A 14,100-nucleotide genomic window follows, 5' to 3' on the forward strand; every position below is an offset into this window, starting at 1 on the left:
CAAACTTTTCTTAAAATAAAAACATAAAAAATGCGATTCAAAAATTGAATCGCATTTTATATTATTGGTGTTTCCATTAGAGTGAAAGCTCTTCCATTAGGGACCCCGATAATTATCGGGAAGGATGGAGATTACAAATGTATCACCTCTCCATAAGCATCAGCAACAGCCTCCATAACCGCTTCACTCATAGTAGGGTGTGGATGTACTGTTTTTAATACTTCATGCCCTGTGGTTTCTAGTTTACGACCTAAAACTGCTTCAGCAATCATATCGGTTACGCCAGCCCCAATCATATGGCAACCTAACCATTCGCCGTATTTGGCATCAAAAATTACTTTTACAAACCCTTCTTTGGCGCCAGAAGCACTAGCTTTTCCAGAAGCTGAAAATGGGAACTTACCAACTTTAATATCCAATCCTTGTTCTCTAGCTTGCTTTTCTGTTAAACCAACAGAAGCAATTTCAGGAGATGCATAGGTACAACCTGGAATATTTCCATAATCTAATGCTTCTACATTTTGACCAGCAATTTTCTCCACACATAAAATACCTTCTGCTGAGGCTACGTGTGCTAATGCTTGTCCTGGTGTAACATCGCCAATAGCGTAGTATCCTGGAATATTTGTTTGGTAGAAATCGTTCACTAAAATCTTATCACGATCAACCGCAATACCAACATCTTCTAAACCAATATTTTCAATATTAGATTTGATTCCTACAGCTGATAAAATTATATCTGCTTCAAGAATTTCCTCGCCTTTTTTCGTTTTTACTGTCGCTTTTACACCAGATCCAGACGTATCTACTTTAGTAACTTCCGCAGAAGTCATAATTTTGATACCACTTTTCTTAAATGAACGCTCTAATTGTTTCGATACATCTTCATCTTCAACTGGTACAACGTTAGGTAAATATTCAACAATAGTAACATCTGTTCCCATAGAGTTGTAGAAATACGCAAACTCAACACCAATAGCACCCGATCCGACAACAATCATCTTTTTAGGTTGCTCTTTTAAAGTCATAGCTTCGCGGTAACCAATTACTTTTTTACCATCTTGCGGTAAACTTGGTAACTCACGTGATCGTGCTCCCGTTGCCACAATAATATGGTCGGCAGAATATTCTTTACCATCAACGTCTACTTTTTTACCTGGTTTTAGTTTCCCGAAACCTTCAATAACGTCAATTTTATTTTTCTTCATTAAAAATTTTACACCATTACTCATTCCATCGGCAACACCTCTTGAACGTTTTACAACGGCACCAAAATCTTTGTCGGCATCTTTTACAGATAAACCGTAATCTTCAGCGTGTTTCAAGTATTCAAAAACTTGAGCGGATTTTAAAAGGGCTTTTGTTGGAATACAGCCCCAGTTTAAACAAACACCACCAAGGTTTTCCTTTTCAATTACAGCTGTTTTAAGACCTAATTGAGATGCTCTAATAGCAGTAACGTAACCTCCAGGGCCACTTCCAAGAACAATAATATCGTATTTACTCATCGTGAATTTTTTAATCTATTTTTGAAGTTACGAATTTACGAAATCGTATTTGATTATTAAATGTTAGTGTGAAATTAATTGCAAATAGTAAAGGAAATAGCATTTTTACTTCTGTTTGCTATTTTTTTAACGCTTATCAACTATAGAATTAGACTTGGGTATAGATAAAGATTGCCAATCGTTGGCTTTTAGCATTTTTCCAACATACGCCATTTGGCCAATATGGTAGGAGTAGTGGCCTAACTGTCTATAAATAGCTTCAGAAACTAAATGGTCTTCTTTACGTATATAGACTACTTTATTGAGGTCGTCGTTTTCCAAAGGTTCAATAGCGTCAAAAAGGCATTTCCAGCCGCTTTCCCAAGCTATCATAATATCTATTTTACTAGTGTAACTAGCTTCGAATTCTTGATTACGCTGACGCCATTCCTTTTCGCCATCTTCAATTAAAAAATTGGTCCACCTACTAAACATGTTTCCAACCATGTGTTTAACAATAACGGAAATGCTGTTTGTAGCATCGTTATATTGCCAAGTTAGTTCATTAAAAGTGAGCTGATCTAAAGTTTTATCCCCAACAGTTTTATAATACTTAAACTGTTTTATAACACCTGTAACTAAATCGTTTTTCATAGATATAAAAATAGCACTATAAAAATACATCTTTTCATAGTGCTAATCTTTTAAAATATAATAAGTTTTTAGGATTCTGGGATAAACTTTAATGCCACACCATTAATACAATGACGCTTACCAGTTGTATTTCTTGGCCCATCATTAAAAACATGGCCTAAATGGCCACCACAATTGGCGCAATGTTCTTCATTTCTAGAAAACCCCAAATCATTATCTTGTCCAAAAGCTACATTGCCTTCAATAACACGATCAAAACTTGGCCATCCAGTTCCTGAATCGAATTTATGCTCGCTTTTATATAAAGGTGTTTCACAGGCTGAACAGACATAAGTTCCTTTTTTGTAGTTTTTATCTAAAGGACTCGAAAAAGCACGTTCGGTTCCAGATTCGCGCATAACATAGAATTGTTCAGATGATAATTCCTGTTTCCATTCCGATTCAGATTTCGATATTGGAAACGCTTCTGCTTCGTTCGAATTCTTTTTTTGAGCCGAACTATTACAGCTAAATACAAGACTGAATAATACAATTGATAAGAAATATTTCATGGTATTTTTCTGTATTGGTCGTAAGCATCATTAAAACATGACAATCCTATTTGTTTTTTATGATAAAGATTGTGTTATTCTTCATAGTGAAAATGGTTTCGATTGATTTGTAATATAAGTTGCGTTCATGTTTGTTTAGGGTATCAAAACCTAACGTATTTGGAAGTGGTTACCCGTAGACCAAGTAAATCTTATTATAACTGAAATAATTTGCCAGAAAATTTTCAAAGGAATGCTTAATATATATATGTTTTGTATGTCATGATGTGGAAAGTATTTTAATGAAAAATCCGTCATTGTTGTATTAACAATGACGGATTTATTTTAAAATGATCTTATTCTAAATTTGGTCTATTTAACTCTTCGGTACAGGAAATCCACGATCTCTCATTAACGCTTCAATTTTGGCATCACGTCCTCTAAATTTTCTATAAGCTTCGGCAGGATCCATTGCATTACGAGGTGCGAATAAATATTTCACCAATTTATCAGCCATTTCTTTATCGTAAAAACCACCTGGAGCATCTTTAAAAGCTTCAGAAGCATCGGCCGTCAATACATCCGCCCACATATAACCATAATAAGCGGTGGCATAACCTTCACCAGAAAATACATGTCCAAACTGTGGTGTTCTATGACGCATTGGTAATTCTTTAGGCATACCTAATTCGTCAAGCGTTTCACGTTCAAAAGTATCAATATCAATATCTGTTGGATCTGCTAAATGTAATTTCATATCAATTAAAGCAGATGCTAAATATTCTGTTGTGCCGAAACCTTGATTAAAGGTCGAAGCTTTCTTGATTTTTTTAACAAGTTCTGCAGGAATTGGCTCACCAGTTTTATAGTGTACTAAAAACTGATTAATTACTTTATCTGTAGATAACCAACGTTCTAATAATTGCGATTGAAATTCAGTATAATCTCTAACACCACCATTTAAAGTTGGATATTTTACATCAGCAGAAAAGAAATGCAACGCATGACCGAATTCATGGAAAAAGGTAGTCGCATCGTCCCAAGAAACTAAAACAGCTTCTCCAGGTGCAGGTTTTACAAAGTTCGAGTTGTTAGACGCCAATACATTTGTTTCGCCTTCAAAAGTTGTAGAACTTCTATATGTTGTAGCCCAAGCACCAGAACGTTTACCTTGACGTGCATACGGATCTAAATACCATAAGCCAATATGTTTACCTGAATCTTTGTCGGTTACTTCCCAAACCTTCACATCTTCATGGAAAACAGGAACTGAACCTTCTTTAACTGGTGTAAATTTAAAATTAAACAATTCCCCAGCAGTGTAGAACATCGCTTCTGTTAATTTGTCTAATTGTAGATATTGTTTTACTTCATCACTATCTAAATCGTATTTCTTTTTACGAACTTTTTCTGCATAATATCTGTAATCCCAAGGTTCGATGGTGATTTTATCGCCAAGCTCATTCGCTACCGTTTGCATATCAACTACTTCTTCTTTAACTCTTGCAATGGCAGCTGGCCAAACTTTCATCATTAAATCCATAGCATTTTCTGGGTTTTTTGCCATACGATCTTGTAAACGCCATTCAGCATAATTTTCATAACCCATTAATCCAACTCGTTCTTTACGCAGTTTTAAAATCTCTGCAATAATTTTATTGTTATCATAGATGTCGCCATTATCACCACGAGAGTAATAGTTTTCCCAAACTTGCTTGCGCAATTCACGTTCAGTAGAATATGTAAGGAATGGATCGATGGACGAGCGCGTATTAGTAATCGCATATTTACCGTCTTGATCTTTATCGGTAGCTATTTTTGCTGCCGACTTGACAAAGCCATCCGCTAAACCACCAATTTGATTTTCGTTTAAATACGTGATATAGTTTTCTTCGTCATGAAGCACGTTATTTGCAAAATCATTATAAAGTGTTGAAAGTTCTTTGTTGATTTCCGCATAGCGTTTTTTCATCTCAGCATCCAAGTTGGCGCCATTCATTTCAAATCGTTTATAAGTTAAATCTACCACACGTTGTGCTTGAGACTCTAAAGGTGTTTCTTGAGAAGCATCGTAAACCGTTTTTATACGTTGGAATAACTTTTCATTTTGAGAAATTTTAGAGCTAAACTCTGAAAGCTTTGGTGCTAATTCGGCTTGAACATCTCTAAATTCAGGTGAAGACACGTTGCTTCCCATAATACCATAATAGGCAAAAACACGATCAAGCGTTTTTCCTGCACTTTCCATGGCAACAATGGTGTTTTCAAAAGTAGGTGCTTCCGTATTATTGGCAATTACTTCAATTTCAGCAAGATTGAGCTTCATGCCTTCTTCTACGGCAGTCTTTATAGAATCCACAGAAATTTTATCGAAAGCAGGAACGCCTTCAAAAGGACCTGTCCATTCTTGAGTAAGTATGTTTTCGCTCATCGTTTTTTCAGGCGTTTTCGGTTCTTCTTTACAGCTTGCAAAGAGAACAATACTGCATAGAGCAGTGGCTTTAATGGCTTTAGATAGCATGTTTGTTAGTTTTTAGTGTTATAAAATTATGATGTTTTTGAATAAGGGAACAAGATACTGAAATAATCATGAATTGCCTTGGGTATTCTATAAGAGGCGCTTAATGCTGGGTCTAATTTTAACGACAAAATCATATTACAATTAAATTATGCTTTATATTTCGCTAAAACCAATTATGTTTTTAAATTGTTATATGTAGGTTACAGTTAGAAATATGATGTAAATTATCCATTCATTTTACCTTGAAAGCCATCATATCGCAATCTTATTAAAAATAATAAACTAAAGGATTGAAAATGAATTGTATGTATAAAGCCTCCGTCAGTAACCTTAATAAAATGCCTAGTTATGAGCCTGTTTTTTAAAAAAAGTATTATTGCCGCAACGGGATTATTCTTATGCATTTTTCTAATTGTTCATTTATCCGCGAATATGCTCTTATTACTTCCGGAGAATTTAGCTAGAGGTTTGTATAATTCTTATTCCACAACTTTAAGGGAGAGTATACTGATTTCTATAATTGCCTATTTGCTATATATTTCTATTATTTTTCATGTGATTTATGCAGGAATCGTCACCTATAAAAATCGACAATCTAAAGGGGTTCGCAATGTGATGAATCATAAAAATGAAAACAGCTCTTGGGCGTCTCAAAATATGGGTGTTTTAGGAGTACTTATTTTGATTTTCATAGTGGTTCATCTCGTAAATTTTTGGGCAAGAGTAAAATTGGGAATCGGTGAAAATGTAAAAACTGATGTTGCTGGAAATATGGATGTTTATGAAGTTACTTTTACACTGTTTCACAATATTTATTACGTCATTTTTTATTCAATTTTAATGATTCCGTTAGGGTTTCATCTGCATCACGGACTTAAATCAGCTTTTAAAACTTTAGGTTTTTATCATAAAAAAGGACTAAAAATACTGGCTAAAACCTCACTTATATACGCGGTAGTTATGAGTGTTGGCTTCGGGATTATTCCTATAATCGTTTATTTCAAATAACAGTTGCATGATGTTAGACTCAAAAATCCCGGAAGGTAAATTAGAAGATAAGTGGCGAAATTATCAAGCGCAATCTCATTTAATCAATCCTGCCAATAAAAAGAAGCTCAACATTATAGTTGTAGGTTCCGGATTAGCTGGCGCTGGCGCAGCTGCTACATTGGCCGAAATGGGTTATGTTATACAATGCTTTTGTTATCAAGATTCGGCACGGCGCGCGCATTCTGTAGCGGCTCAAGGTGGAATTAATGCGGCAAAAAATTATCAGCATGACGGCGATAGTGTTTGGCGCATGTTTTATGATACTCTAAAAGGTGGCGACTTTAGAAGCCGTGAAGCCAATACGTATAGACTAGCAGAGCTGTCCGCACCTTTAATAGATCATTTTGTGCAACAAGGTGTTCCATTTGCTCGGGAATATGGTGGCGTTTTGGCAAATAGAAGTTTTGGTGGCGTGCAAGTGCAACGCACATTTTATGCAAGAGGTCAGACTGGACAGCAATTAATTTTGGCGGCTTATTCGCAATTATCAAAAATGATTCGTGCTAAAAAAGTAGAGATGTTACCAAGACATGAAGTTTTGGATATTGTAGTAATCAATGGAAAAGCCAAGGGTGTGATTGTGCGAGATTTGGCAACAGGAGAAATTAAACGCTTTGCCGCCGATGCTGTGGTACTTGCCACGGGCGGTTATTCACGCGTATTCAGATTATCCACATTGGCAATTGGTTGCAACGGAAGTGCTATTTGGAAGGCTCATAAACGCGGTGCTTTTTTTGCAGCTCCTAGTTTTACGCAAATTCACCCAACGGCTTTACCACAGACTAGCGAAGCACAATCTAAACTAACTTTAATGTCGGAATCTTTGCGTAATGATGGTCGCATATGGGTTGCGAAGAAAATGGATGATGAAAGAAAAGCAAAAGATATTCCAGAAGAAGAACGCGATTATTATCTAGAAAGGCGTTATCCAAGTTTTGGAAACTTGGCGCCCAGAGATATTGCGTCGCGTGCCGCAAAAGAACGGATAGATGCTGGTCATGGCGTGGGACAACTAAAAAATGCCGTGTATTTAGATTTTAAACACGCCATTAACAAGTTTGGGAAGCCTGTTATTGAAGATAAATATGGAAACCTGTTTACCATGTACGAAAAAATAACAGGTATAAATGCCTATCAGGAACCGATGAAAATTTCGCCAGCAGCGCATTTTTCCATGGGCGGATTGTGGGTAGATTATGAATTAATGACCACTATTCCTGGCTTATATGCTATTGGCGAATGTAATTATTCGGATCATGGCGCCAATCGATTAGGCGCAAACTCTTTACTCCAGACCAGTATTGATGGTTATTTTATCTTGCCAAATACCATTAATAATTATTTGGAAGGTGAAATAGGGCAGAAGCATCCTGGTGTAGAACATCCTGAATTTGCGCATGTTGAAAATGAAGTCAAAGTTCAAATCAATAAAATATTAGAGATAAACGGAAACAGAACGGCAGACGATTTTCACCGAGAATTAGGCAAAGTTATGTGGCAAGAATGTGCCATGAGCAGAAACCGAAAAGGTTTAGAAAAAGCAATTGTTCAAATAAAAGTCATTAAAGAACAATTCTGGAAAGATGTAAAAGTCACCGGAAATAATAATGAAATGAATACCGAATTAGAAAAAGCCTTGCGTTTGGCTGATTTTATCGAATTAGCAATTCTTATGTGTACAGATGCTTTGCAGCGCGACGAATCTTGTGGCGCTCATTTTAGAGAAGAATACCAAACGGAAGATGGCGAGGCTGTTCGTAATGATGATGATTTTAAATACGTTTCCGTTTGGGAATATAATGAAGGTCATTTCAAACTGCATAAGGAACTATTAGAATTTGAATATGTTCAGCCAACTGTAAGAAGTTATAAATAATACAAGCACATGAAAGTAACATTTAAAATTTGGCGACAAGAGGGATTAGAAACCCAAGGCGCACTTAAAACGTATGATGTTGATCGGCTTTCGGAAGACATGTCCTTTTTAGAAGCCTTGGATCATTTGAATGAAACACTCGTATTAAAAAATGAGAAAGTCATTGCTTTCGAATCCGATTGTCGCGAAGGTATTTGTGGAGCATGTGGCGTGTTTATTAATGGAAGAGCTCATGGTCCGCACGATAATATGTCTACGTGCCAATTACACATGCGGAGTTTTAAAGATGGTGATACTATAGTGGTAGAGCCGTGGCGAGCTGGCACATTTCCAATTGTAAAAGATTTAGTGGTAGACCGTTCTGCATTTGATAGAATTATAGAACAAGGCGCCTATATTACGGCTAAAACCGGTACGGCAGCAGAGGCGAATGCCATTTTAATACCCAAGGAAGTGGCGGATGCATCTATGGATGTTGCTGCCTGTATAGGATGTGGCGCCTGTGTGGCGACCTGTAAAAATGCATCTGCAGCCTTATTTGTTTCAGCAAAAATTAATCACCTAAATAAACTACCGCAAGGACAACCAGAAGCACATAAGCGTTTATTGGAAATGACGACACAAATGGAATTAGAAAATTTTGGTAGCTGTACGTTTACAGCAGCTTGTGAGGTGGAGTGTCCAGCAGAGATTTCAATTAATAGTATTGCAGAAATGAATGCGCGCTATGTTAAGGCAAAATTATTTGGTTAAAATAACAGTTTATAAAAAATTTATAATGTTTGAATAGTCATGATTAAGCAAGCTAAAAATAGATCATAAAATAAAAACACTAGAACAAGAATCGGGTAACGTTCGCTTTTAAGTTATTTTAAATCAATATATAATGCTTGTGTATTTTATACCTCTCTTGAAAGGTTCTGAAACTTAAATAAATCGTTTAACTTGAAAACTCTGGCTTTCTCATTTTACCCGTAATTTCTTCAACTTTAATTTGAAAAACGATTGGCATAACGTCTTTTTCAATTTTAATTGAAAAATCATTTATAAAGTTTAATTCGCGGTGTTCCGTATTAATAATCAAATCTTTTACGCCCAACGAGAAAATGTGCAGTTTTGCTTTGGCTAAAGTTGTAGGTATTTCTTCAAAAGTACCGTGTACCAAAATTGATTTCCATTCATCCACAGAATCTATTTCCGATACGCTTATAGAAACTTGGCGGTTTCTTCGCATGGCATTAATTTTGTGTCCTTGAGCAGAATACCCCATAATAACGTTGTTTTCAGCATCAAAAAAATAGGTGATTGGTGCAATAAAAGGTTTATCCTGATAAATGTATGATAGATTGCCAATGTAATTTCCAGATAATATATGCAGGCACTGTTTTGTATTTAAATCTTGTCTCATAATGGTTTCTGTTTTAATCAAAAGTATTCCAATATAGCTAAATTAAGGATAATATTTACCATTTATAGGCTTCAAGAAACTAGATAATTTTAAATTGAAAACAGCAGTAGTCATGGTCTAAATCATTCAGGTTTTATCTTGGAATCCGACACTTCTACATCCAATTTTGGAATTTTTATAAGCTCAATAGTTGCAGAAGCCAATACGATTTTACCATTGGTGTTTTCAAAAGCTATCCTAATTCTATCGCTTAAAATATGCTTTGTAAAACGACGTTTCTTAAAATCTACAATATATCTTAAATTAAACTGTATCCAATTATCGGTAAGGGATATGGCTAATGTTGGATCTACTTGTGCATCTTCAATATAGTATTTATTAACAATACCGTTCCATTGTAATTTAGAATTTTTAGTGAATTCCGAAAGTTCTTCTTTGGCAATTTCAATCACTATCGCTTTGGCCAAATCTACATCAGAACCGTAACGAATAGGCAAATTAAGTTCATCCCAAATAAATGGAAAATCCTGCGAGTAGTTGTAAACTCCGCCTTTAAAAACAAACGCATTACTTAACTTTACAATCCTCCCGCTGTAATTATCGCCGCTAATCCATCCGCCAATTTCCATCATGGTGGTGTACATGCTGTCCACATCCATAACATCACCTTTAATTCCATTGAGTTCAATACGGTCGCCAGGTTGATATACATTAAACAAAAGAATATAAATAGAGCCTACAATACTTAAAATAAGTTCTTGCAAAGCAAACGCTAATCCAGCTGTTAGAATACCAATTACAAGGGTAAGATCTTTAATAGCACCCGAAAAATAGGTGATTGCCAATACTGCTAAAAGAAAATAGCCAAAAACCTCCACGCCTTTTTGAGCCTTGTACCTTATAACTGTGTTGGATATTTTCTTTTTTAAATAAGCTCTTATTAATTGCATGCCCAAAACAAGAATAGCTACTAGGATAATAAATTTAAGAGCCGTCCAAATAAAAGGATAGTCTTTAAACCATGATTGTATGTTTTCTAGTTCTGGCATGATATTTTATTTAACATGTTTTGTGAATTTAAATACGTTTTGCTGTCGTGCTCAATTATGCAAATTTAGATTATAATAAAATATATACATTTAAATTAGCGGGATTCGTAGACCCTCAAACTATTCCGTTATCTACTACTTGAAAAACAAGCGATTATCAACAAAATTAAGATAAAAAACTGTTTTAAGATTATCTATTTTTTTTACTATTATAAAGTTTGTAGCTATTTTATCGTGGACTAAAACTGGGTTGTTGGAGGTTTCATTAATGGCATTATAAAATTAGATTCGTTTAATAACGGCATCTTTCATAACTGCAAAATCCGTTTTTAGAATAGATACTATTTTACTCACAACTACAGCAATAGCATCTTAAGGCTTATATGATGTTGTGTTGTTTAAAATAGCATCTTCTAACGTAATATTAGTAATTAGCGCTAAATGTTGAACCATTGGGATTTTACCAAAAGTCCTTAAAATGATTGATAATGAAACGAATTTTAATAGTGGATTGTAAAGTAAAAAAGTAAATCTGCTAAAAGGATAAAAATGGATATACTAAACCAATACATGATGTTATTGCGCTTACTTTTTAATTTCAATCTTAATTATATTCCATTTTTTGTTTTTTCCTTGAATCGCATATAAGTCATCTTCCAAATATTTTGAAGTAATAGGAGGAGTAGCTCTCAAATACTTCTTATCCAAAACTACCGAAATGCCTTCTTGGGTTAAATAATAATTAACTTCACCTTCTGTATTAACAAGCACTTCAAAGTAATTATAATCGACCATGTCTTTACCTAAAGCTGTATTTTTTCCAATAACCCGTTTATCTAATTTTAACGCAATAGCTTTGCCATCATTAAAATTATAAACGTTTAGATACTCCGGCTCTATGACTGTTTTTCCTGATTTATCTATAAAACCAAAATAAGAAATACCAGCTTTTTCTTCCACAATCTGGCATCTTGAGTCACTAAACATAGGATAATTACCATCATTGCTTTCAGTGGTTGCTAAATCTGATCTAAAATCTATAATAAGATTGCCTTTTTCATCAATAAATGCCCATTTGCCATCTTTTTTAATGGCTGCAACATCATTGTGAAACGGAGAAATAAAATCTACATTTTCAATAATTTGTGCAAATGTAAAAATTGGAAGTAAAACGCAGGTTAAAAATAAAAGTACTGTCTTTTTCATAATATATTTATTTTAATTGTTATCATTTTTTTAATTCAATATTTAGTCTGGCAAGCATTATAAGTTCAGCTTTATTCTGACCGGAAAAACTTGCAGATATTTTTCCAACGGTTTTTAAGATTAACGAATTTAGTTTAGAAGTAAACATGAATTCATTTTGCTTTTTGAAACTAATAAAACTGCTAAAGCAATCATTAGTATTATAAGATTTAAACTTATTAAGTTCATTAAATGTACTCATTATGATTTGTTCAGAAATATTTTTAGATACTAAAGGCGTAATGTTTTTATGAATCCAATATTCTTTTACTAATTCCTCAACTTTTTTAATTTCCTCATCTCTAACTACATTGTCTGCGGCAGCAATGGCGTAAAACAATTTACCCAAATTTTGGTAAAACTCAAGCGTTGTATTGCTGTCTATATTCATGATGTTACTGTATTTGACTGTAAACTACGATGTTATTTAACTAAAACCTATGATATATATCAGTTTGAAGAAAATAAACACGATGATACTTTGCTCAAAATCTTTTAGTTAGCTAAAATATTTACAAAACGTGTTGTTGTTTTATAAGGTTTCTTTAATTGTACAGGTTAATTGTTAATTAGCACGCTATTTATATTTAGTCGTGTATATATTCCAATAAAAGCTTTAAACTTATTATCTTAAGCTTGAGAGAATTGTATTTTCAACTTAAAAAACAACCTATAAAAAATCTAGTTTTAGCAAGTATTTGGCGGTTAAATACTTGTTTTTTTATTAGTTTCATAGCTTAATCCAAAACGTATTAAGCGCTTGTTTAAAGACCTTAATCGTAATTATGGCGATGAATTATTACCTTTAAAACAATTGGCGCAATTCTAAAATTTTAAAATAGAGATTCTTCATATTAAAAAAGAAGATGATCTTTCAGGAGTACAGGACTATAATCTAGACCAATGAAAGATTGCTCTAGAAAATTATCCGCATAATTTCCATTGGATTTCAAAGGGTGTAAAGAAAGATCAGGCTATTAAAGAATTTATTAAAGATTTTGATGTCAATATTTTGGTAATGATAAATTATCAACATAGTTTTATCGAAAGTATAATTAAAGAGCCTGTTATTAAAAAAAATAGGATTTCAGCCTAGCATTCAATTTTTGGTCATTCCATGTTTAAGCTGATATAAATCATTTTATTAGAAGGGATAAAACTTTAATTTTGCATTAGAAAATCAAATTAAAAATATTTATGAGACATCACATTTTACTACCTACAGATTTTTCAGGCAATGCATGGAGCGCCGCTCTTTATGCAATAAACTTATACGCCGATGAACCTTGTACGTTCTATTTTTCCCATGCTTGGACTTTTTTAAATACAGGCGCTAGAACACATGTTTCTGAAAGTTATTTAGATCCACTAAAAGCTAAATCAAAAGAAAAATTAGCGGCTATAAAGGATCGTGCTAAAATTGAAAGTAAAGATAGAGATCATAAATTTGAAACATTTTTTTGCATTGGTTCATTGATGGACTCTATAGAAATTGCCATTAAAAAGCACAATGTAAGTCTGATCGTTATGGGTACCAAAGGAGCTACAGGAACTCAAGAGTTTCTATTTGGAAGTAATACCGTTACGGTTATTAATAAAATGAGACAACGTCCTGTTATGTTAGTCCCAGAGAATGTTAATTTTGTAAAGCCAACTCACATTGCTTTCCCTACTGATTTTAATAGGTTTTATGGTGAAGAACTAAAATCTTTAAAACAATTAGCAGACTTGCATAAATCTCAAATCGAAATTGTTCATATAAATAAAAAGGAACAGCTAAATGAGAAACAGCATTCTAATTTAGAAATGTTAAATACTTATTTTAAAGACTACGAACATAACTTTAATTGGATAACGGAGTCTGGCAAAAAAGAACAAGCCATAACAAGTTTTATTGAGGATAACGATATTAATATCCTTACAATGATTAATTATGAGCATAGTTTTGTTGAAAACCTAATTAAGGAGCCTATTATTAAGAAAATGGGATTCCATTCTATAATTCCATTTCTGGTAATTCCACGTGTAGATTAGTACGTATTATTTAAATTTGAAAAGTATAATAATATCAAATTGTATTGAATTCAAGGTGATGCCGATTAGTTTATTATCTATTATTAATTAAAATTTATAAGGAGAATAGTTGTCAGAAATGAAATTATTCTCCTTTTTTTATACAGATTATGGAATGCCTTAATGTAAGCTCCCCCAAAAACCGAACTGTTTAAAAGTAGAATAATTATCTTAATTTAGACAGTATTATGAGAAAGAGTAAATTTA

The 14,100-nt window shown here is 33.7% G+C and carries 12 protein-coding genes; 4 read left to right on the forward strand and 8 right to left on the reverse strand.

From position 1 onward, the window contains the following. Positions 1-131: 131 nt before the first annotated feature. From lpdA to BZARG_RS05870, 4 genes are all read right to left on the reverse strand, one after another. Complete coding sequence (gene lpdA, locus BZARG_RS05855; RefSeq protein ID WP_008636307.1) at positions 132-1,508, reverse strand: dihydrolipoyl dehydrogenase; 1,377 nt, start codon at positions 1,506-1,508, stop codon at positions 132-134. A gap of 126 nt (positions 1,509-1,634) precedes the next feature. After that, positions 1,635-2,141, reverse strand: coding sequence for a DUF1572 family protein (locus BZARG_RS05860; RefSeq protein ID WP_040288066.1), 507 nt, complete (start codon positions 2,139-2,141; stop codon positions 1,635-1,637). A gap of 68 nt (positions 2,142-2,209) precedes the next feature. Then, a complete protein-coding gene (msrB, locus tag BZARG_RS05865; RefSeq protein ID WP_008636286.1) occupies positions 2,210-2,692 on the reverse strand; it encodes a peptide-methionine (R)-S-oxide reductase MsrB in 483 nt (160 codons plus the stop codon). Positions 2,693-3,047: 355 nt separating this feature from the next. Then, positions 3,048-5,192 (reverse strand): M3 family metallopeptidase, encoded by a 2,145-nt coding sequence (locus BZARG_RS05870; protein ID WP_008636272.1) that lies wholly within the window; start codon positions 5,190-5,192, stop codon positions 3,048-3,050. Between the two features lie 348 nt (positions 5,193-5,540). Here BZARG_RS05870 and BZARG_RS05875 point away from each other — a divergent pair, with 348 nt between their 5' ends. From BZARG_RS05875 to BZARG_RS05885, 3 genes are read left to right on the forward strand one after another with little or no spacing between them, the layout of a single operon-like run. Further along, positions 5,541-6,200: a succinate dehydrogenase cytochrome b subunit gene (locus BZARG_RS05875; RefSeq protein ID WP_008636287.1), complete on the forward strand. Its 660-nt coding sequence runs from the start codon at positions 5,541-5,543 to the stop codon at positions 6,198-6,200. 7 nt (positions 6,201-6,207) lie between these two features. Next, positions 6,208-8,118: a fumarate reductase/succinate dehydrogenase flavoprotein subunit gene (locus tag BZARG_RS05880; protein WP_040288063.1), complete on the forward strand. Its 1,911-nt coding sequence runs from the start codon at positions 6,208-6,210 to the stop codon at positions 8,116-8,118. Between the two features lie 9 nt (positions 8,119-8,127). After that, the gene (locus tag BZARG_RS05885; protein WP_008636291.1) at positions 8,128-8,871 is read left to right on the forward strand and encodes a succinate dehydrogenase/fumarate reductase iron-sulfur subunit; all 744 of its coding nucleotides are present in this window, start codon (positions 8,128-8,130) and stop codon (positions 8,869-8,871) included. A 187-nt stretch (positions 8,872-9,058) separates the two neighbouring features. On the opposite strand, the gene BZARG_RS05890 is transcribed toward BZARG_RS05885, so the two are convergent. The 4 genes from BZARG_RS05890 to BZARG_RS05905 all read right to left on the reverse strand — a co-directional run bounded on the left by BZARG_RS05890 (position 9,059) and on the right by BZARG_RS05905 (position 12,211). Further along, positions 9,059-9,526 carry a pyridoxamine 5'-phosphate oxidase family protein gene (locus BZARG_RS05890; protein WP_008636274.1) on the reverse strand — a complete coding sequence of 156 codons (468 nt, stop codon included), beginning with the start codon at positions 9,524-9,526 and terminating at the stop codon, positions 9,059-9,061. Between the two features lie 122 nt (positions 9,527-9,648). Further along, positions 9,649-10,575: a mechanosensitive ion channel family protein gene (locus BZARG_RS05895; protein WP_008636337.1), complete on the reverse strand. Its 927-nt coding sequence runs from the start codon at positions 10,573-10,575 to the stop codon at positions 9,649-9,651. Between the two features lie 585 nt (positions 10,576-11,160). Then, positions 11,161-11,781 carry a WG repeat-containing protein gene (locus tag BZARG_RS05900; protein ID WP_008636339.1) on the reverse strand — a complete coding sequence of 207 codons (621 nt, stop codon included), beginning with the start codon at positions 11,779-11,781 and terminating at the stop codon, positions 11,161-11,163. A gap of 22 nt (positions 11,782-11,803) precedes the next feature. Further along, entirely contained in the window at positions 11,804-12,211 is a 408-nt protein-coding gene (locus tag BZARG_RS05905) for a hypothetical protein (protein WP_008636273.1), read from the reverse strand. An 806-nt stretch (positions 12,212-13,017) separates the two neighbouring features. Between BZARG_RS05905 and BZARG_RS05910 the strand changes: the two genes are divergently transcribed. Then, entirely contained in the window at positions 13,018-13,854 is an 837-nt protein-coding gene (locus tag BZARG_RS05910) for a universal stress protein (protein WP_008636354.1), read from the forward strand. Positions 13,855-14,100 lie beyond the last annotated feature (246 nt).

The organism is Bizionia argentinensis JUB59 (assembly GCF_000224335.1).
Lineage (GTDB): Bacteria > Bacteroidota > Bacteroidia > Flavobacteriales > Flavobacteriaceae > Algorimicrobium > Algorimicrobium argentinense.

Coding starts and splice junctions, on each gene's coding strand:
- BZARG_RS05880 (WP_040288063.1), top strand. CDS start 6,208: ATGATGTTAGACTCAAAAATCCCGGAAGGTAAATTAGAAGATAAGTGG.
- BZARG_RS05900 (WP_008636339.1), bottom strand. CDS start 11,781: ATGAAAAAGACAGTACTTTTATTTTTAACCTGCGTTTTACTTCCAATT.
- BZARG_RS05910 (WP_008636354.1), top strand. CDS start 13,018: ATGAGACATCACATTTTACTACCTACAGATTTTTCAGGCAATGCATGG.
- BZARG_RS05890 (WP_008636274.1), bottom strand. CDS start 9,526: ATGAGACAAGATTTAAATACAAAACAGTGCCTGCATATATTATCTGGA.
- BZARG_RS05885 (WP_008636291.1), top strand. CDS start 8,128: ATGAAAGTAACATTTAAAATTTGGCGACAAGAGGGATTAGAAACCCAA.
- BZARG_RS05875 (WP_008636287.1), top strand. CDS start 5,541: ATGAGCCTGTTTTTTAAAAAAAGTATTATTGCCGCAACGGGATTATTC.
- BZARG_RS05870 (WP_008636272.1), bottom strand. CDS start 5,192: ATGCTATCTAAAGCCATTAAAGCCACTGCTCTATGCAGTATTGTTCTC.
- BZARG_RS05860 (WP_040288066.1), bottom strand. CDS start 2,141: ATGAAAAACGATTTAGTTACAGGTGTTATAAAACAGTTTAAGTATTAT.
- BZARG_RS05905 (WP_008636273.1), bottom strand. CDS start 12,211: ATGAATATAGACAGCAATACAACGCTTGAGTTTTACCAAAATTTGGGT.
- BZARG_RS05895 (WP_008636337.1), bottom strand. CDS start 10,575: ATGCCAGAACTAGAAAACATACAATCATGGTTTAAAGACTATCCTTTT.
- lpdA (WP_008636307.1), bottom strand. CDS start 1,508: ATGAGTAAATACGATATTATTGTTCTTGGAAGTGGCCCTGGAGGTTAC.
- msrB (WP_008636286.1), bottom strand. CDS start 2,692: ATGAAATATTTCTTATCAATTGTATTATTCAGTCTTGTATTTAGCTGT.